This is a genomic window from Janthinobacterium sp. PLB04, assembly GCF_021165895.1.
In the GTDB taxonomy this organism is placed as follows: Bacteria; Pseudomonadota; Gammaproteobacteria; order Burkholderiales; family Burkholderiaceae_D; genus Janthinobacterium; species Janthinobacterium lividum.
Genome location: NZ_CP088968.1, coordinates 2895960 through 2913339, shown reverse-complemented (window position 1 = coordinate 2913339; position 17380 = coordinate 2895960). Strand labels below are relative to the sequence as shown.

Below are 17380 nucleotides of genomic sequence, written 5' to 3'. Positions count from 1 at the left end.
TCACGAAAGAAACTTGCCCAATGAGCATCATCAGCAATGCATTGTCAGGCAGCATCGCCGCCCAGGCCGCACTCAATGCGGCCAGCCAGAACATCGCCAACCTGCAAACGGCGGGCTATACGCGCCAGGGCGTGCTGTTGTCCTCGCTTGGTGCCGGCGTGGGCGTGCGCTCGGCGGGCAATGGGGTGGAAGTGTCCGCCCTGCTGCGCTTTGCCGATGCTTATAAAAGCCAGCAAATGTGGCGCGCCGCGTCCGACCAGGGCGCCCGTTCGCAGACCCAGCCTTATCTGACGCAGCTCGAGCGTGTGATGGGCGACGATGCTTCCAGCATCAGCAACGGCATCGACGGCTTTTTCGCCGCCCTCAACGCCTCGGCCGTCGACCCGACCTCGACGCCCCTGCGCCAGCAGATCGTCACCTCCGCCGACGCCATGGCGCAGCGCTTCAACAGCATCAGCACCGTCATGGGCAACCAGTTGCTGTCGGTGCAGCAGCAACGCGCAGCGATCGTGCCGCAAGTCAATACCACCCTGGCCAATATCGCCGCGCTGAACCAGCGCATCAGCACCTCCACCGCCGCCGGCACGAATGTGTCGTCGCTGATGGATGCGCGCGACCAGCTGATCGACGGCCTAGCCTCGCAAATGGGCATCGAGGTCCTCGACCAGCCGGACGGTTCGCGCAATATCGCGCTGAAGTCGGGCCAGCCGCTGGTGATCGGCAGCCTGGCCGGCACCATGAGCAGCAACATGACGAACACCGGCGAACAGACGCTGAGCCTTGATTTCGCCAAGTCCTCGTACAAGCTCGACCCGGTCGCCATCGGCGGGCAGATGGGCGGCCTGGGCGAGTTCGAGCAAAATACCCTGAAACCGCTGCAGCAGTCGCTGCAAGACATGGCCACCCAGTTGACCAGCAAGGTCAACGCACAGCTGGCACTGGGCAAGACCATGGCCGGAACCCCAGGTGGCCCCCTGCTGGCCTACGCAAATGGCAAGCTGAGCATTACGCCAGGCTTCAACGCCAAGGACCTGGCCCTGTCGCTGACGGGCCAGGCCGGCGACAGCGGCAACTTGCAAAAATTGATCGAGATCAAGAATCAGCCGATCACCGTCAGCTGGGTCGGTTCTGTCCTGATGAGCGACGCGGATACGCAACTGGTCGGCAAACTGGGCATCTACAGCCAGCAGAACCAGGCCTTGCTGAAGACGGCCAACACGGTGCGCGCGCAAGCGATCGACGACTGGAAGTCCACCAGCGGCGTGAACAAGGATGAAGAAGCGATGAGCCTGGTCGAATTCCAGAATATGTATCAAGCAAACATGAAAGTCATTTCCGTGGCGAATAGCTTGTTTGACGCCACTTTGCAAATGATGGGTTAAGGAGAAGATCATGCGTGTCGCCAGTAGCCAGTACCAATCGCTGATCAATATTTCGCTTCAGCAAAATCAGGAACGCATCAACTTCCTGACGCAGCAAATGTCTTCCGGCTTGCGCATCCAGCTGCCATCGGACGATCCGATCGGCAACGTGCGCATTTCGCGCCTGACGCGCGAGCAAGCCATGGTCACGCAGTACCAGGACAATATCGCCACGGTGAAAGTGCGCCTGCTGAAGAATGAAAACTACCTGTCGAGCATGGTCACCGACATGGGCCAGGCGCGCGACTTGCTGGTATGGGCCGCCGACGGCAGCAATACGCCGGGCGACCTGAATGCGATGACGCAATCGCTGACGGCCATGCGCGACAGCGTGCTGTACACGGCCAACCTGAAAGACCAGGAAGGCCGCTACATGTTTTCCGGCACAGCGACCGACCAGCCCGCAATCAAATACGACCCGACGGCAGCCGCCGGCTCGCGCTACAGCTACATCGGCAACACCGACACGCAAACCGTGGTAGTGGGCAATGGCGTGACGCAGGCGGCCAACGTCGACGTGAAGAACCTGGAAGTGTGGCTCAACAAGATCGACCAGGTCATCACCACGCTCGGCACGCCGGGCGTCAACCCCAACGACCCGGCGGTGCGCGCCATCGTCAACGACGGCCTGGGTGGCACCGATGATGGCATGGATTTGCTCTCTGGCAAGATCGCCATCTTCGGCGGCGCGCAAAACATCCTCACCACGCTGTCCGGCAACCTGGCCAATGTGTCGCTGTCGAACAATTCGGCCCTGCTGGACCTGAAAAAGACCGATATGGGCGCGGCGGCGATTGAACTGACCGGCTACCAGACGGCCCTGCAGGCAACCTATAAAGCCTACACCAAGGTTGGCACTATTTCCCTGTTTGATCTTCTCTGACCATCATGCAAATCGTTCAGACTTCCTCCTCTTCCGGCGTCAATGCCAAAGGCGCCGGCACAGCCCGCGTCGTCGATGACGCGTCCGCCGCGGTCAAAAGCAGTGCCAGCGCGCGCAGCGAGGCGCCGGCAGCGAGGAGTTCGACGGCGAGCCTGCAGCGTGGCCTGAGCAACTGGGATCACCAGCTGCAGGGGGAAATTTCTAACGCACAACAAACCCTCGACTACCTGGAACGCAGCAGCAGCCAGTTGCAAGCGCTGAAAAGCGAACTGGCGGCCAAGCTGGCCGCGCGCCAGGGACGCGAAGGGCAAGTCGAAGCCAGAGTACGCCAGTTCAGCAATACCTGGCGCCAGCGCGCCAGCGCCTCGGGCGGCACGCTCGATGCACAGCTCGGCTATACCAGCCCGCAGGCGGCACAGCAGAACTTCAGCATCCGTGGCCTGACCATGGCCAGCCTGCAGGAAGGCCCGCAGGAAGTGCTGGCCTTTTCCGTCGGCGGCGCGAGCCAGGCCTTGCGCTCGGTGAATATCGAACCTGGCCTGAGCGAGAACGAAATCGTTTCCCGCTTCGACCGCGCACTGATGCCGTCAGGCATAGGCGTCAAGCTGGGCGAGAATGGCGAACTGGTGTTCAGCACGTCGGAAGCGGCCTGGGCCAGCGTGCGCGACAGCCTGTCCGTGCGCGGCAGCGGCATCCGCTACCCGACCGGCCAGATGAGCCGCGTGCGCACGGATGCGGAACCGGCCGCCATCGCCCCGGAAGAATGGAGTACCGGCGACGTGGAAGCCCTGCGCGCCACCTTGCAGCAAGTGGTGCAGGCGCTGGCGCAGTTGCAGGCGGCGCGCAGCTCCGTCAGCCTGGCCCTTGCGCAAGCGACGGGGCGGGTCGCCCGCGCGCAACCGGTGCAGCAAGTCAACGTCAGCATGGATACCTTGGCGGAAAACTTCACGGAAAAAGCCAGCCAGCCCGGCTATGAATCACTGCTGGCGATCAGCTCGGCGCTGGTCGGCATCAGCCGCGAGCGCGTCGTCGCGCTGCTGGGCCTGGAGTAACCTCCTTCCGCGTGCGCTGACTTGGCGCACGCGGCAATAATGGGGCGCCCCCCCTAGCTCAGGACGGTGGAAATCCGTAAGATGCTGCTGTCGCTGGCGCTTTGTCCCATACGCCAGCGCATCCCGTCATCCACCTCCGGAGTTCCCTTGATAAAGACCGCCGCCCGGCTGATCAGCTACGCCCTGCTGGGCAAATCCGGCAAGCACCCCCTCGATATCGCCAAGGTGCGCAAGGTCTTAATTTTGCGCAACGACAAGATCGGCGACATGATCGTCACCACGGCCCTGCTGCGCGAACTGAAGAAAAACTATCCGCACTGGCAGATCGACGTGGCCGCCAGCAGCGCCAACCGGGCCGTGCTCGCCGATAATCCGCATGTCGGCGAAATCCTCATCTGGGACAAGCAGCCGCTGCTGCGCGACTTGCGCACCACCATCGCCGAGCTGCGCCGACGCCGCTATGACGTCATCTTCAACCCCTACAACCGCTTTTCGATTCCCTTGCTGCTGCGCATCAAATGGCTGGGTGCGCGCTATTTGACGGGCTTTGCCATTCCCAAGTACGGCACTTCGACGGCGAATCTGGGCATGTTCGACCATACGGTGCCCTGCGACCGCAGCCGCCACATCCTGCACAGCTATTTCGCCACGTTCGGGCAATTTGAGCTGCGCGACATCGATATGCGCTATGAGCTGTTCGGCGTGGATGCGCACGCGGCACGGGTCGATGCCGCCTGCGACACCCTGCTGCGCACGCATGAAGGCCTGTTTTGCCTGAATTTCCAGGGCAGCAATGCGCAACGCACGGTCAGCGTGGCCGATGCCCAGCGCTGCTGCGCCGCCCTGGCGGCACGCTATCCGCGCCATGCGCTGCTGGTGATCGCCGCGCCGGGCACCGAAGCGCGCGCCGCCGAGATCGTGCGCGGCGCCGGCCATGCCAACGTGATGGCATGGCCGCCCACCGGCCACATCCTGGAGCTGGCGGCCCTGATCCGCCGCTGCGAACTGGTGCTGTCGCCCGACACGTCGGTGATCCACATCGCCTCGGCGTATGACAAGAAGATCGTCGGCTACTACATCCGCACCGACAACTACCGCTGGTTCTATCCGGCCAGCCGCCATTACCGCGTGATCCTGGCGCCCGGCCTGACCCTGGCCACGGTCAGCGCCGCCGAGACCCTGGCTGCCGTGGAACAGCTGATGCAGGACGATGGGCAGGCGCAAGCGACGCTTCAAGCCGCCGGCTGAGCCGCCAGCAGGCCATCCATCTGCCCTGCCAGCAGCGCGCGGGAAAAGAAATATCCTTGCGCATAGTCGCAGCCGGCGGCGCGCAGCAAATCGCGCTGCGACGCCGTCTCCACGCCTTCGGCCACGACTTTCACTCCCAGCCGCTGCGCCAGTGCAATGATCGCCTCGCACAGGCCCAGTCCGGCATCGTCGCGTCCCAGTTCGCCGACCAGCGAACGGTCGATCTTGAGAAAGTCGATATCGGCCTTCTTGATGCATCCGAGCGATACCTGGCCGCTGCCGAAATCGTCGAGCGCCAGCGCCAGGCCCATGGCGCGGAACTGGCGCAGGCGGTCGCCCACCTGGCGCGCCTTGTCGAGCAGCACGGCTTCCGTTGTTTCGATGACGATGGCACCCGGCGCCAGGCCCGCCCGCGCCAGGGCATTGCCCCAGTCCTGGTACAGCGCGGCGTCGCAGCGGAATTCCACGGGCGACTTGTTGATACAGATCGGGAACGGGGCGCCATGCTCGCCCTGCCACTGGCGCGCCTGGCGCACGACCTGCTGAAACACCCATTCGCCGATATCGATGATCAAGCCGTTTGCCTCGGCAAAGGCGATGAAATCGGCGGGCACGAGCAAGCCGCGCAGCGGATGGCGCCAGCGCAGCAGCGCCTCGGCCCGCTCAATCGTGCCATCGCACAGGCGGATGATGGGCTGGTAATGCACTTCGAACTGCTCCTGCGCCAGCGCCAGGCGCATCTCGCGCACCGTGGTGCGGCGCAGGTCGGCCGCCTGCTGCAAGGCCGGCGTGAAATAGCTGTAGCCGTTGCGCCCCGCGCTCTTGGCGGCATACATGGCCTGGTCGGCGTGCCGCAGCAAGGTTTCCGTTGCCTCGGCGTCGGCCGGATACAGCGCCACGCCCACGCTGGCCGACACTTGCGCCGTGTCGCCGTCGAGCACGAAAGGCAGGGCCAGCGCCGTCGTCAATTCCTGCAGCACGCGTTCGATGCCGCCCAGGTGCCCCACGCCGGCCAGGATGACGGTGAACTCGTCGCCGCCCAGGCGCGCCACCGTGTCGGTCACGCGCACGCGCTCGCTGATGCGCAGCGCCGCCTGGCGCAGCAGCATGTCGCCCTTCTCGTGGCCGAGACGGTCATTCACCTGCTTGAAATGGTCGAGGTCGATGAACAGCAGGGCCAGGCAACCGCCTTCGCGGCTGGCGTGGCGCGCCTCGTGCTGCAAGCGGTCGAGAAACATGTGGCGGTTCGGCAAGCCCGTCAAGGGATCGAAATTGGCTTGCCGCCAGATGCGCTCGGATGCGGCACGCTGGGCCGTGATGTCGCTGACGAGCGCCAGCGCGCCCAGGTAGGTGCCGCTGGAATCGAAGATGGGATTGGTGGCCAGGGTGGCCCACAAGGTGCTGCCATCACGCCGCAGGAACTTGAATTCGTGGCGCTCGGCGATGCCATCCTGGCGCCGCGCAATGTTGCGCTCCAGGATGGCGCGCCCCTCGTCATCCATGAAGGCGGCCAGCGGCTGGCCCAGCATGTCCTCGATCTGGCAACCGAGCATGTGCGCCATCTTCGGATTGACAAAGCTGGTCAGCGCCTGCGCATCGATTTCCCAGATGCCCTCCTCGGCGCCGTGCACGATGCGCCGGAAGCGCTCTTCGCTGCGTTCGAGCGCAGCCAGCTTGCCCTCGGCCTGCTCCAGCACCAGGCGCAGCGCCTGGCCGTTCGGATCTGCGCTGCCCAGCAGGCTGACGGGCAAGCCCGCCTCGCGCGCGCCAGGGCGCAGCCGTACCTGCAGCTGGATGCGCTCGGGCTCGCTGCTATTGAGCACGCGCTGCACGAACTGCTCGAAATCGTGGCGGAACGCCTCGTGCACATACGAACGGAACAGCACGTGGCCAAGGCGCTCGCGCACCAGGCCGAACAATTCGGCCGCCACCAGGTTGACCTGCACGATCGCGCCATCGAGACCGAGCACGAAATAGGCGACAGGCGCCAACAGGTATAAATCGTTGAAATAGGCTTGCTCGCGTTCGGCCTTCACCCGTTCCGGACTGAAGACGCCATCGTCAAGCAGGGGCGCGGCATGCCCCAACACGCCGTCATGGCTGTGCTGGGAGGAATCCGGATCAGGTACCGCGAGCGGTGGTATGTCCATGGCTATCCTTTGCACCGCCGCCCTGGCAACCAGGTGGGTGCAGTTGCAAGACTAGCATGCGCCACGCGCAGTGTCGAGCCAAGCCTGCCATGGATGCCACTTCTGCAACAAGGCCGTTCAGCGCCCCATGCGGCTGCGGCGCAAGCCGAAATCATGGCCCACCACCAGCAAGGTGCTCGCTACCAGGCTCGATAGCCCCACGATCAGCTGGATCAATTTGTCATCAGGCAAGATCCATAGCGACGAGTCCGGCGTCTCGCAGCCCGTGGCCGCGCTGATCAGGGGAGACACCCAGGCCGCGTCCGGCGTCACGTCGAGCACGACGGCGCCGTCGGCGCTGGTCTGCATATAGATATCGCCGCCTTCGGCCAGGGTAAAGCAGATGCCCACGCCCGTTTCCGTGGCGCGAATATTGTCCTGCATGCTGCGGTTATGTTCTTCGATCCACACTTCCACGTCGTATGGCGTTTCCAGGTGCTCCCACGGACGGGGGCGAAAACGGGGACGTTCGTCCGCACTGGCGGGGGTGTCGGGAACCTCGGGGATGTTGCTGTCTGCTGCGCCTTGCATGCTCGTTGACCTTTTCTGCGGTGATGCGGCGGGACCGGTTGCCTGCCAGCCGCCATTATCCACCGTTCAGGGCAAGCATGGTATTCCTACGCCGAATCAATCAGAAAAACTGACAGCTATCGACTTTAAAGATCAGCATGCCTGACTTAAAATATGCGCCATCTCTTCTTTACAGGCTTTACATGCAAGGCATTAAACGCAAAATCGTCTACGTCACCGCTTTTGAAATCATCGGCATGGCCATTTCCACGCTCTGGCTGACTCTGCTTTCGGGCGAATCGCCCACCAGCACGGGGCCGCTGGCCATCATGATCACCACCATCGCCGTGATCTGGAACCTGCTCTACAACACCGCGTTCGAATACTGGGAAATCCGGCAAGTGTCGCGCACGCGCACGGTCTGGCGCCGCATCCTGCATGCGATCGGCTTCCAGATCACGCTGGTCATCTACCTGATCCCGCTGATCGCCTGGTGGCTGAACATCAGCCTGTGGCAAGCCTTCGTGCTCGATTTCGCGCTGATGCTGATCATCCCGTGCTACAGCTTCATTTTTAACTATTTCTTCGACGGCCTGTTTGGCGGGCCCCTGTCGGCGCAGCAGCCGAAGGAAGAAGCCACTGACGTTCAGGCTGCTTCGCTGAGCAACTGAAGAAAGGACCGCGCCGCCATGCCCAGCGGCCGGTCCTTCATCCACACCAGGTGGATGGGCACGACCAGGCCATTGCCCGTATTCTTGAACGCCACGCAGCGCACCCGCCCCGCCGCCAGAGAATGGGCGATGGCCGAGGCGGCAAAGTTGCCCCATCCCAAGCCCGCTTCCACCATGGCCAGCGCCATCGGCAAGCTGTCCGTGCGCCAATAGGACAGCCCCACCACGGGGCGCGCATCGGCCAGGTCGAGTTCGCGGCTGGCCACGATGATCTGGCGCAAGTTCACCAATTCCTCGATATACAAGGGCTGGCCCGCCGCGCTGGGCGGATGCTGGGTGGAAATAATCGCCAGCAAGGCATCGCTGCCGACCAGCTGGAACTGTTCTTCGTGATTGATGCGTCCGCCTGCGAAAGCCATGCAGGCGCTGATGCGGCCCCGGTGCAGCATGTCGAGCACATCGTCCTGCGGCGCCGTCAGCACCTCGATATCGAGCAAGGGATGGCGCTGCGACAGCGCGCGCACGGCGGCCAGGAAGGGAGTATGGTCGAGCTCGGCCGCGATGCCCAGCGAAATGCGGCTTTCCAGTCCCTGCGACAATTCCTGCACGTGCAAGTGCAACTGTTTCAACTGCTCGGCGATCAGGCGCGCGTGCGGTATCAGGGCCAGCGCGGCCGGCGTGGGCACCGCTTCGCGCGCGCCGCGGTCGAACAGGGTGATGCCCAGTTCCGCCTCGATATTGGCCATCGCCATGCTGACGGCCGACGGCGCCCGCCGCAAGGCGCGCGCGGCAGCCGAGAACGAGCCGCCATCGACGACGGCCAGGAACAGTTCGATGTTATGGCTGGACAGTTTCATGAAAAAGTGGAAAGTGCGGCACTTTCGGGCGCGCGGGCGGTCAAAACGGGGAACGACAGCAACACTCGGGAGTACACATGCGCCATCGATTAACTTACCGCCGCAGCGGCTACATTTCCGACTTTACCCGCTTTATCGACGGCTACCTGCAGGCGCACCCGGAAGTGCAAGCCAGCCAGCGCCAGGGCTGGCGCATTTTCTGGGAGCGCCCGGCCAGCATGCGCGAACTGGAACTGGCTCACGCGGACAGCGTACCGGAACCACCCTACCATTACGACTAAAAACTCTTAGCCTTTCCAGACGCGCTGCAATCCGGTGTCCGCATGGATCCAGCCACCACGCGGGCCGTTGCGGTAATAGAAGCCCACGCCGCCCTGCTTGAAGCTGCGCACCAGCGAACCGAGCACTTCCGCGTTCAGATTCGCCACGCGGATGTCGGCGGCGCGGCCCGAGATGTGCAGCGACTGGCGCGCGGCCGGCACGCCCGCTTCGCGCAGCCTGCTGTTCGACTCGGCCGTGCGGTAGCCCGACAAAATCTCCAGCGGCTGCTCGATGCCGTAGCGGGCCACGAACGCTTGCGTGCCCCACAGGGTTTCCAGCAGTTTCGGATCGATGGGCGCCGTCTTCTTGCCGTTCACGTCGCGCAGCAAGTGACACAGTTCCTGGTAGGCCGAATCGATGACTTCGCCATCTTTCCAGTACAGCAGCTTGGCCTTTTCATTGCTGGCCGGGCGCACCACTTCCAGGGTGCGGGGCTTGAGCCAGAATTCCAGGTCCAGCGCCTGCGCATCGAAAATGTCGGGTGGCGGTTCCATCTCGGTGATGGCCTGGCGCGATTGCGACGTGATCGAGCGGTCGATGCTGGCCAGTTGCGTCGGCTGCGGCGGCACGGCCGTGCGCGGTGCGCGTGGCTTGGCGCTGGCCGAAGCCGAGGCGGGAGCGGCCGTGCGCGAGGCGCAGCCGATGAGAGGAGTGGCAACCAGGCCCAGCGCGGCCAAGCCCATACCGTGGTGTAGAAAATTTCTGCGCGATGCCATAGTCAGTCCAATTTAACGATGGGAATACTATAGCGTATTGTGCCGCGAAGAAAAACCCTCAATTCCTATCGTGTCACCCTCATTTCAAGGCATTTTGCGTCAGGCGGCAGCCGCGACGGAGACGCCGGCGCCTTTCGCCTGCGCCAGCGCCGTCAATGGCTTGTCGAGCAGATAACCCTGGGCCACGATGGGCAAGCCCGTGATGGCGGCGACGCGCTGCAGCGCGGCCAGCGCGGCCGGCGTGTCGAGGCGCTTGAAAATGACGCGGATTTTCGCCGCATGGCACACAGTGACGAAGCTGGCGACGGCTTGCTCGTCGCTGAGGTTGCCCGCGTCGAGCTTGAACGCATGCGGGTGCAAGCGCTCCAGCATGCCCGTTGCCTCATGCACGTTGGCCACGTTGATGGCCAGGCGGAAACCGTTGCGGCGGTAATTGTCAGCCACGTAATTGAGCAGCCAGCCCTGGTTCGGCGTGACCGTCGGCAATTGCAGCACGATGCGCTCGATGGGCAAGCCCAGCGCGTCGAGGATGCGCTGGAAAGCGTGGCCGTGATTGCTGCTGACGGCGCTCAGCAGGCGGTCATGCACATTCAGGTACAGGTCGGCCTGCTCCGCTTCCGCCTGCCGGAAAAAATTAATGGCATGCAGCATGCGGCACAACCGGTCCAGTTCCACGGATTCATCGTCGCTGGCCGCGTGATCGAGCAAGCGCCACAGCGACAAGCCCTCGTCCGCCTTCGACACACTGCGCGCCAGTCCTTCGAACGCCACCAGCTTGCCGCTTTCCAGTTCGCGCAGCGGCTGGAAGGCGCTGGTCATGGTGCAATTGAAAAAGCGCCCCAGCGCCCGGCCCTCCCCGTCGAGCCAGACGCTGGTGCCGGCCTGGGTTTGATGCGACAGGCGGGCCAGGTAATTTTTCAGGACGGGAAATGGCATACGTACTCCTTCGTAAGGCTGCGCCAGCTGCCCTCATGGGGAAGACGGCGCCAAAGTGTGCAGAGTAAGGCAGCGTAAACCAAAGGAGAACGAATGGTTTCGCCATTTGATATGCACCCAGCAAATATGGACGCAACAACGGACAGCGCATAACGATAGTCAGAAACATTCCTTCCCGCCCCCTGGTCCAGCCTTTACTGTGGGCATGTACCGATACCATCAGGAAGGGCCGCCATGTGCCAGTTACTCGCAATGAACAGCAGCAAGCCTGCGGCGCTGGGATTTTCCTTTGCCGGCTTTGCCGAACGGGGCGGACGCACGGACGAGCACCGCGACGGCTGGGGCATTGCCTATCATTCCAGCAGCGGCTGCACCCTGCTGACGGATCACCTGGCGGCCATCGATTCGCCGCTGGCGGCCCAGGTGCAGCAGCATCCCGTGAAGGCGAAAAACATCGTCGCGCACATCCGCAAGGCCACGCAAGGCCGCATCGCCCAGGAAAATACCCACCCGTTCGCCCGCGACCTCTGGGGCAAGACCTGGTCCTTCGCCCACAATGGGGACTTGAAAACGTGGCGTGCGCCCGCCAATGCGCACTACCGCGCCAGCGGCGACACGGACAGCGAACAAGCCTTCTGCCACCTGCTGGCCACCTTGCGCACGCAGTTTCCCCTCGGTGAACCCACGCGCGCCGACTTGCGCGCCGCCATCGCCGAGGTCGCCAAGGACATTGCGGCGCACGGCACCTTCAATTTCATCCTGTCGAACGGCGAACTGCTGTTTGCCCACTGTTCCACGCACTTGCACTATGTGATACGCGAATACCCGTTTTCCGTGGCGCAACTGATCGACTGCGAACGCAGCATCGACTTTCGCCAGCACAACCACCTGGACGACAGGATCGCCGTCATCGCCACGCATCCGCTGACGCAAAACGAGGATTGGCTGGCATTCGCGCCCGGCGAACTGAAACTGTTTACGGGCGGCACCTTGCTGCCGGCGGATGATGCCGCGCCACAAGGCGTGTATATCCAGATCAGTTACTGAGGGAATTATTGAACGGGAAGAAATGGCCCGCCGCCGGATGGGCGGGCTGAGGGACTGGCGGGGCGTCAGGCCGAATTGCAGTTGCAAAAGCGCTTGCGCTTGGGGTCGCCGCTTGCGATGCCCGTGGGATCAATCTGTTTCCAGCAAAAAATCGTTTCCACGCCATATGGCGAACGCACATTGCCCGCCTCGACATAACCCTGCTTGACGAAAAAGGCCTGGCTGCTGGCCGTGCTGTGCAGCTGCAGGGCCTTGATGCCCCACTCGCGCGCCTGCGCTTCCAGCTGCTCCACCAGCGCCTTGCCGGCGCCGCGGCCTTGCGCCTCGGGCAGCAGGTAGCACAGGGCCAGCTTGCCGGCGCGCGTCAGCAAGCCGACGCCGACAACGGCGCCCGCCTCGACTGCGACCAGCGAAAAATTAGTCGGCGACGCAAACCAGCACGCCACCATCTGCGGTGTTTTATTGCCCAGCCAGGCTTCCAGGATGGCCGGATCGTCCCGGTGATCGAGGCTGCAGCATTCGACGATGGAGCGTCGTAATACGTTGCACGCCTCGAAAGCGTCGGTCGATGTTGCAATACGAATTTCAAGACTCATGTACGCTCACAAAATATTCCAGTTGCCGATGCAGACGGTTTTCCCCCTGTATCGTGCGATTCGACTATACACCAAGCGGCGCTTTCGGGTTTTTTGCCGCACGCCACGGGCCGGTTTTGCCTATGGCGCTATGCCTGCAGACTAAGTGCTGATGCGCATCTTGCCCACGAATGTTTCCAGAAATCGATATATGTTTTTTAGCGCAAACGGGAATCAAGTCTAAGCATATTACGAAAAATTCGTTTCTTTTCCGGCCGGAATTTTAGACTATGTCTATCTATTCTCACAACAAGAGTTCAACATGACCCATTCCAACGCCGTAACGACTGCCGCAGCAACGCTCACCCAACGCTCGCGCCGCTGGTTCCTGGCCAGCGCCCTGGCCGCTTCCGCCGCCGCCATGAGCCTGCCGATGGCCGCCAGCGCCGCCGAACCGGTGGTCTTGCTGAACGCGTCCTACGACGTGATGCGCGAATTGTTCAAGGACGTGAATCCCGCATTTATTGCTGATTGGAAAGCCAAAACGGGCGAAACCATCACCATCAAGCAATCGCACGGCGGCTCCAGCAAGCAGGCGCGCTCCGTCGCCGATGGCCTGGAAGCATCCGTCGTGACCATGAACCAGGCCAATGACATCGACATCCTCGTCGACCGCGGCCTCGTGGTGGCCGACTGGGCCAAGAAATTCCCGAACAATGCGGCGCCGTTTTACTCGACCATGGTGTACCTGGTGCGCAAAGGCAACCCGAAACACATCAAGGATTGGGACGACCTGGCCAAGCCCGGCATCAAGGTCATCGTGCCGAATCCGAAAACCTCGGGCAATGGCCGCTACACCTACCTGGCGGCCTGGGGCTATGCCGTGAAAAAAGGCGGCAGCGAAGCGCAGGCGCGCGACCTCGTCACCAAACTGTTCAAGAACGTGCCCGTGCTGGACGGCGGCGGCCGCGGCGCCACCACCACCTTCACGCAGCGTGAAATCGGCGATGTGCTGGTAACGTTTGAAAATGAAGTGCAACTGGTGCGCGCCGAATTCGGCGACAACTTCGAAGTCGTGTATCCAAGCATCTCCATCCTGGCCGAGTCGCCGGTGGCCGTCGTTGACAAGGTCGTCGACCGCCGCGGCATCCGCAAGGAAGCCACGGCCTACCTGCAGTACCTGTACTCGGAACCAGGCCAGGAACTGGTTGCCAAGCACTACCTGCGCCCCCGTTCGGCGGCCGTCGCCAAGAAATACGCGGCCAGCTTCAAGCCGATCACCCTGTTCACCATCGACGACGTCTTTGGCGGCTGGAAACAGGCACAAAAGAAACACTTTGACGATGGTGGCGAGTTCGACAAGATTTATCAGAAGTAATCTTCGCCGCATAAAAAAAACCGGGACATGTCCCGGTTTTTTTATGCAGCCACACATCACTGCTTCTTCAGCAGCAGCTTGAATTGCGGCGCCCAGCGCCCGTCCACCAGCATCTCGCTGGCCGCCTCATAGGCATCACCCGACGGCGTCCAGCGCACGCGATAGGTCAGCGTCTTGCCATTCGCGCCCACGTATTGCGTGGCGGGAAAGTCGAGGCCGCCGTCCGCCGGCAGCATCGTGCCGCGGCTATGGCCGCCGCTATTCTCCACATACAGGAAGGCTACCTTGCCTGCGGCGGGATCGTGGTAATACGTGGTTTCGCCCACGTAGTCGGGCTTGCCGGGGCTGCGCACCGTGTGCACGTCGCGCAGCATCTGGCCGCCATACAGCCACTGGAAACAGTGCTCATCCGTTTGCTTCCCGCCAGGGAACTCGCCCTTCCAGCAATGCCCGGCCAGGAAAGCCATCGGTTGCAGGGCGGCAATGGGTTGCGCCAGCACGGCCGAGGTGGACAACAGCAGGGGCAGCAGCAAGAGCGACAGCAGGAATGGACGCATGGCACACCTCCGGTAGATGCTTGAGTATAGGCGAATAATATGCTTGCAGCAGCGCTGGCGCACACTTTGCGCATATCGATATGCGCATCGATTCGTGGTCAAAAGCGTGCGCGCGCCGTACTCTGGCCTTGTCGCGCCGCATGGCGTATTACGGGCTCAAAGGAAATATCATGGCTATCTCGGAAGTGAATGTACGCAACCAGTTTCGCGGCAAGATCAAGGAAATCATCTTTGGGCCCGTGGTCTCGGAAGTGGACGTGGAAACGCCGCACGGCATCGTCACCTCGGTGATCACCTCGCGCTCGATCAAGGACCTGGACTTGAAAGTGGGCAGCGAAGTCATCGCGCTGGTGAAATCGACGGAAGTGTCGATCGCCAAGATCCAGTAAGGGTTACCCACCCGCTAACGCCGCGCCCCTTGCCATCCGGCAGCGGCGCGTGCGTCAGGGCTTGATATACGCATACCCTTCCTGCCACTGCAAGCGGCTCAGCTCGGCCACGCCCGAGGGCACGATGACGGCGTCGGGCAGCACGCGCTGGCGGTCGATGTTGCGTCCTTGCAAGGTGTTATTGCAGACACGAAAGCTCACGCCGCGCCTGGTCAGCTCGCGCACCACTGCGTCATACGGAGTGCCATTCTTGTCGACGGCGCCATCGAGCAGGAAATCGATGCCGGGACCATGCGCGACGAGCACGATGGTGGCTTGGGGACTGGCGTCCAGGTGATTGCGGATATTTTTCAGCGCAGCCGTGGCATTGCTGGCGTCATTGACGTGATACACCACCTTTTCCTCCTTCTGCGCTGCCGTGGCGGCAGTGCAAGCGAACAAGGAAAGAAGGATGGCGGAGAACCAGCGGCGCAAGATTGTCATGAGATGTCCATTTCAGTGGCAGATTAAAAACATTGCCATCATATCAATCTCTGAACAAATACGTAAACGTGCGGCTGACGGGCAGCTTTTCCGTGCTGCCCCGCAGCAGCACCTGCATGCGCTCGGCGTCGATGCGTTCGGCCGCCTCGATGGCTTTCACGTTGACCATGGTGCCGCGGTGGATTTGCCAGAACTGTTCCGGATCGAGGCCGCCCAATAAATCCTTCAGCGGCGTGCGCACCAGCGCTTCCGAGCCGGCCAGCACCACGCGCGTGTACTTGGTGTCGGCCTGGAAGAACAGCACGTCGTCAATGTCGATCAGGCGGATCTGCTTGCCCACGCTGGCCCTGATCCATTTCAGTTTTTCGCGCGGCGCCGCCGGCAGCGCCGCGCGCAGCGATTGCAGCAAGTGGGCCATGTCCGCCGGCTGCGCGCCCAGCTTGTCGCTCAGCCGGGACAGCGCGCGCTGCAGGCGCTCGGCCTGCACGGGCTTCAACAGATAATCGACGGCGCCCGCGTCGAAGGCATCGACGGCATACTGGTCATACGCGGTGACAAACACCACGTGCGCCCGCGTGCCGATGCGCTCGGCCACTTCCAGGCCCGACAGACCAGGCATGCGGATATCGAGGAAGACCACGTCCGGCTCATGCTCGAGGAAACCGTCCCAGGCATCGTTGCCGTTTTCCGCCACCAGCACGATGCGCGCCTCGGGCCAGGCCAGCGCCAGCATCGTTTGCAGGCGTTCGCGCATCAGGGGTTCGTCTTCGGCGATCAGGATGGTGGCATTCATGCGGCAAGTTCTTTCAGGCTGGATGCAATTTTAATGGGAAGCAATATCTCGGCGATCACGCCGCCCTCTTCGCCGTCGCGCAGGGTCAGGCTGGCGGACGGATCGGACAGCGACAGCCGGCTGCGCACGTTTTCCAGGCCCAGGCCGCCTTCCGGCGCGCTGCCCGCAGCGCTTGCCGGCAAGCCCATGCCCGTGTCCTGCACGCGCAAGCGCAGCATGCCGTCCACCCGCAGCGCCGACAGGCTGATCTCGCCGCCGCGCAAGGACGGTTCAATACCGTGCTTGATGGCATTTTCCGCCAGGGTCAGCAAGATCATGCTGGGAATCGTCGCGTGTGCAAATTCGGCCGGCAAGTCCAGCGCATAGCGCAGGCGGGAGCCCATGCGTGCCTGCATCACGCGCAAATACGCGGCCACCATGTCGAACTCGCTTTGCAGCGGCACTTGCTCGCTGCGCATCTCCGCCATGCTGGCGCGCAAAAAGGCGATCAGGTCGGCAGTCAATGCCGCGGCCCGGCCGGCGCCTTGCACTCCCTGCTCGGCCAGCTGCTGCACGGCGCCCAGGGTATTGAACAGAAAATGCGGCTCGATCTGCGCGCGCAGCAGCCGCAGCTGCGATTCGCTCAGTTCGCGCGCCAGGCGGTCGCGCTCGGCATCCTGCTGCAACTGCAGGGCCAGCGCTTCGTACTGGCGGTTGCGCCAGATCGCGACGATGGTCATCGGTACCATGTAGACCAGTCCGGCCGTCAGCGCGGCCCAGCCACCAACGCGCACGCCGCGCCCGAGCGCCGTACCGATGGAACTATCACCTTCCAACATGGCGCGCAGCACGCCTATCGCCACGCCTGCCAGGGCCGGCACCAGCAGCAGCAACAGCGTCTTGAGCTTCCTCTGCGCCAGCTTGCGGTAATTGAACCACACCCCCAGTACACCCCAGGCCATCGCCAGGCCCAGAACATTGCTGAGCACCACGGCCTTGGTCCAGCCCACCTTGTCGGGCAGCAGCAAATGCAGCGCGACGCCGATAAGACTGAACAACAGCATCAGCCTGGCCGCCGCGATATAAAAGCCGGCGCCGCGATATTTCAGCATGAAGTCATGAAACTGCTGGCGCTCGATCGGCGTCAGGGTGATCAGCCGCAACGCCACCCAGCGCCGCCAGCCATTGGGCAACTGGGCCGCCGTGTCCGGATGCGCGAGCACCCTGAGGGTTTCATCGTCGTAGCAGCGATACCATCCGGCAAATTTTTTCCACATGCTGCGTTCTCCTTGTCGTGTCAATCAGGCATGAACGCAGTCTACGGCGCCCCCGTGGCAGGGCATAGCGCGGGGCGACGAAGCACGAAGGGACAGGC

The 17380-nt window shown here is 62.8% G+C and carries 19 protein-coding genes; 9 read left to right on the top strand and 10 right to left on the bottom strand.

The window, feature by feature from the left end; translation table 11 throughout:
• Window positions 1–20: 20 nt before the first annotated feature.
• From flgK to LSO07_RS12935, 4 genes are all read left to right on the top strand, one after another.
• On the top strand, window positions 21–1382 hold the full coding sequence (gene flgK, locus LSO07_RS12950; RefSeq protein WP_151094639.1) for a flagellar hook-associated protein FlgK: 1362 nt from the start codon (window positions 21–23) through the stop codon (window positions 1380–1382).
• Between the two features lie 10 nt (window positions 1383–1392).
• A complete protein-coding gene (gene flgL / locus LSO07_RS12945; protein ID WP_034787818.1) occupies window positions 1393–2304 on the top strand; it encodes a flagellar hook-associated protein FlgL in 912 nt (303 codons plus the stop codon).
• Between the two features lie 5 nt (window positions 2305–2309).
• Entirely contained in the window at window positions 2310–3356 is a 1047-nt protein-coding gene (locus tag LSO07_RS12940) for a hypothetical protein (protein ID WP_034787803.1), read from the top strand.
• A 147-nt stretch (window positions 3357–3503) separates the two neighbouring features.
• Window positions 3504–4604: a glycosyltransferase family 9 protein gene (locus LSO07_RS12935; RefSeq protein ID WP_180276926.1), complete on the top strand. Its 1101-nt coding sequence runs from the start codon at window positions 3504–3506 to the stop codon at window positions 4602–4604.
• Here LSO07_RS12935 and LSO07_RS12930 read toward each other — a convergent pair.
• A complete protein-coding gene (locus LSO07_RS12930; protein ID WP_191909662.1) occupies window positions 4589–6754 on the bottom strand; it encodes a putative bifunctional diguanylate cyclase/phosphodiesterase in 2166 nt (721 codons plus the stop codon). The genes LSO07_RS12935 and LSO07_RS12930 overlap by 16 nt on opposite strands.
• 117 nt (window positions 6755–6871) lie before the next feature.
• The gene (locus LSO07_RS12925; protein ID WP_034787797.1) at window positions 6872–7324 is read right to left on the bottom strand and encodes a hypothetical protein; all 453 of its coding nucleotides are present in this window, start codon (window positions 7322–7324) and stop codon (window positions 6872–6874) included.
• Window positions 7325–7506: 182 nt separating this feature from the next.
• On the opposite strand from LSO07_RS12925, the gene LSO07_RS12920 reads away from it, so the two are divergent.
• Window positions 7507–7974 carry a PACE efflux transporter gene (locus LSO07_RS12920; protein ID WP_151094637.1) on the top strand — a complete coding sequence of 156 codons (468 nt, stop codon included), beginning with the start codon at window positions 7507–7509 and terminating at the stop codon, window positions 7972–7974.
• Here the strand turns inward: LSO07_RS12920 and LSO07_RS12915 are convergent.
• Entirely contained in the window at window positions 7950–8831 is an 882-nt protein-coding gene (locus LSO07_RS12915) for a LysR family transcriptional regulator (RefSeq protein ID WP_092610827.1), read from the bottom strand. The genes LSO07_RS12920 and LSO07_RS12915 overlap by 25 nt on opposite strands.
• Window positions 8832–8908: 77 nt before the next feature.
• On the opposite strand from LSO07_RS12915, the gene LSO07_RS12910 reads away from it, so the two are divergent.
• Window positions 8909–9112 carry a DUF3460 family protein gene (locus tag LSO07_RS12910; RefSeq protein ID WP_034787227.1) on the top strand — a complete coding sequence of 68 codons (204 nt, stop codon included), beginning with the start codon at window positions 8909–8911 and terminating at the stop codon, window positions 9110–9112.
• Window positions 9113–9118: 6 nt separating this feature from the next.
• On the opposite strand, the gene LSO07_RS12905 is transcribed toward LSO07_RS12910, so the two are convergent.
• Entirely contained in the window at window positions 9119–9868 is a 750-nt protein-coding gene (locus LSO07_RS12905; RefSeq protein WP_371933510.1) for a YcbK family protein, read from the bottom strand.
• Window positions 9869–9967: 99 nt separating this feature from the next.
• A complete protein-coding gene (locus LSO07_RS12900) occupies window positions 9968–10804 on the bottom strand; it encodes an EAL domain-containing protein (RefSeq protein WP_092610824.1) in 837 nt (278 codons plus the stop codon).
• A 234-nt stretch (window positions 10805–11038) separates the two neighbouring features.
• Here LSO07_RS12900 and LSO07_RS12895 point away from each other — a divergent pair, with 234 nt between their 5' ends.
• A complete protein-coding gene (locus LSO07_RS12895; RefSeq protein ID WP_071653305.1) occupies window positions 11039–11851 on the top strand; it encodes a class II glutamine amidotransferase in 813 nt (270 codons plus the stop codon).
• Between the two features lie 65 nt (window positions 11852–11916).
• Here LSO07_RS12895 and LSO07_RS12890 read toward each other — a convergent pair whose 3' ends face one another.
• Window positions 11917–12447 (bottom strand): GNAT family N-acetyltransferase, encoded by a 531-nt coding sequence (locus LSO07_RS12890; protein WP_070253641.1) that lies wholly within the window; start codon window positions 12445–12447, stop codon window positions 11917–11919.
• 400 nt (window positions 12448–12847) lie between these two features.
• On the opposite strand from LSO07_RS12890, the gene LSO07_RS12885 reads away from it, so the two are divergent.
• Complete coding sequence (locus tag LSO07_RS12885) at window positions 12848–13804, top strand: sulfate ABC transporter substrate-binding protein (RefSeq protein WP_046685513.1); 957 nt, start codon at window positions 12848–12850, stop codon at window positions 13802–13804.
• 56 nt (window positions 13805–13860) lie between these two features.
• Here the strand turns inward: LSO07_RS12885 and LSO07_RS12880 are convergent, their stop codons facing one another.
• Entirely contained in the window at window positions 13861–14361 is a 501-nt protein-coding gene (locus LSO07_RS12880; protein ID WP_151094635.1) for a hypothetical protein, read from the bottom strand.
• A gap of 170 nt (window positions 14362–14531) precedes the next feature.
• Between LSO07_RS12880 and LSO07_RS12875 the strand changes: the two genes are divergently transcribed.
• Window positions 14532–14750: a TOBE domain-containing protein gene (locus LSO07_RS12875; RefSeq protein WP_034757699.1), complete on the top strand. Its 219-nt coding sequence runs from the start codon at window positions 14532–14534 to the stop codon at window positions 14748–14750.
• A gap of 54 nt (window positions 14751–14804) precedes the next feature.
• Here the strand turns inward: LSO07_RS12875 and LSO07_RS12870 are convergent, their stop codons facing one another.
• From LSO07_RS12870 to LSO07_RS12860, 3 genes are read right to left on the bottom strand one after another with little or no spacing between them, the layout of a single operon-like run.
• The gene (locus tag LSO07_RS12870) at window positions 14805–15233 is read right to left on the bottom strand and encodes a DsrE family protein (RefSeq protein WP_151094633.1); all 429 of its coding nucleotides are present in this window, start codon (window positions 15231–15233) and stop codon (window positions 14805–14807) included.
• Window positions 15234–15276: 43 nt separating this feature from the next.
• Window positions 15277–16026: a LytR/AlgR family response regulator transcription factor gene (locus LSO07_RS12865; protein ID WP_151094631.1), complete on the bottom strand. Its 750-nt coding sequence runs from the start codon at window positions 16024–16026 to the stop codon at window positions 15277–15279.
• On the bottom strand, window positions 16023–17282 hold the full coding sequence (locus tag LSO07_RS12860; RefSeq protein WP_151094629.1) for a sensor histidine kinase: 1260 nt from the start codon (window positions 17280–17282) through the stop codon (window positions 16023–16025). Before LSO07_RS12860 ends, LSO07_RS12865 begins: the two co-directional genes overlap by 4 nt.
• Window positions 17283–17380 lie beyond the last annotated feature (98 nt).

What these genes read in the sequence shown, in the direction of transcription:
- flgK (WP_151094639.1), top strand. Translation starts at nt 21, where the DNA reads ATGAGCATCATCAGCAATGCATTGTCAGGCAGCATCGCCGCCCAGGCC.
- flgL (WP_034787818.1), top strand. Translation starts at nt 1,393, where the DNA reads ATGCGTGTCGCCAGTAGCCAGTACCAATCGCTGATCAATATTTCGCTT.
- LSO07_RS12940 (WP_034787803.1), top strand. Translation starts at nt 2,310, where the DNA reads ATGCAAATCGTTCAGACTTCCTCCTCTTCCGGCGTCAATGCCAAAGGC.
- LSO07_RS12930 (WP_191909662.1), bottom strand. Translation starts at nt 6,754, where the DNA reads ATGGACATACCACCGCTCGCGGTACCTGATCCGGATTCCTCCCAGCAC.
- LSO07_RS12925 (WP_034787797.1), bottom strand. Translation starts at nt 7,324, where the DNA reads ATGCAAGGCGCAGCAGACAGCAACATCCCCGAGGTTCCCGACACCCCC.
- LSO07_RS12920 (WP_151094637.1), top strand. Translation starts at nt 7,507, where the DNA reads ATGCAAGGCATTAAACGCAAAATCGTCTACGTCACCGCTTTTGAAATC.
- LSO07_RS12915 (WP_092610827.1), bottom strand. Translation starts at nt 8,831, where the DNA reads ATGAAACTGTCCAGCCATAACATCGAACTGTTCCTGGCCGTCGTCGAT.
- LSO07_RS12910 (WP_034787227.1), top strand. Translation starts at nt 8,909, where the DNA reads ATGCGCCATCGATTAACTTACCGCCGCAGCGGCTACATTTCCGACTTT.
- LSO07_RS12905 (WP_371933510.1), bottom strand. Translation starts at nt 9,868, where the DNA reads ATGGCATCGCGCAGAAATTTTCTACACCACGGTATGGGCTTGGCCGCG.
- LSO07_RS12900 (WP_092610824.1), bottom strand. Translation starts at nt 10,804, where the DNA reads ATGCCATTTCCCGTCCTGAAAAATTACCTGGCCCGCCTGTCGCATCAA.
- LSO07_RS12895 (WP_071653305.1), top strand. Translation starts at nt 11,039, where the DNA reads ATGTGCCAGTTACTCGCAATGAACAGCAGCAAGCCTGCGGCGCTGGGA.
- LSO07_RS12890 (WP_070253641.1), bottom strand. Translation starts at nt 12,447, where the DNA reads ATGAGTCTTGAAATTCGTATTGCAACATCGACCGACGCTTTCGAGGCG.
- LSO07_RS12885 (WP_046685513.1), top strand. Translation starts at nt 12,848, where the DNA reads ATGAGCCTGCCGATGGCCGCCAGCGCCGCCGAACCGGTGGTCTTGCTG.
- LSO07_RS12880 (WP_151094635.1), bottom strand. Translation starts at nt 14,361, where the DNA reads ATGCGTCCATTCCTGCTGTCGCTCTTGCTGCTGCCCCTGCTGTTGTCC.
- LSO07_RS12875 (WP_034757699.1), top strand. Translation starts at nt 14,532, where the DNA reads ATGGCTATCTCGGAAGTGAATGTACGCAACCAGTTTCGCGGCAAGATC.
- LSO07_RS12870 (WP_151094633.1), bottom strand. Translation starts at nt 15,233, where the DNA reads ATGACAATCTTGCGCCGCTGGTTCTCCGCCATCCTTCTTTCCTTGTTC.
- LSO07_RS12865 (WP_151094631.1), bottom strand. Translation starts at nt 16,026, where the DNA reads ATGAATGCCACCATCCTGATCGCCGAAGACGAACCCCTGATGCGCGAA.
- LSO07_RS12860 (WP_151094629.1), bottom strand. Translation starts at nt 17,282, where the DNA reads ATGTGGAAAAAATTTGCCGGATGGTATCGCTGCTACGACGATGAAACC.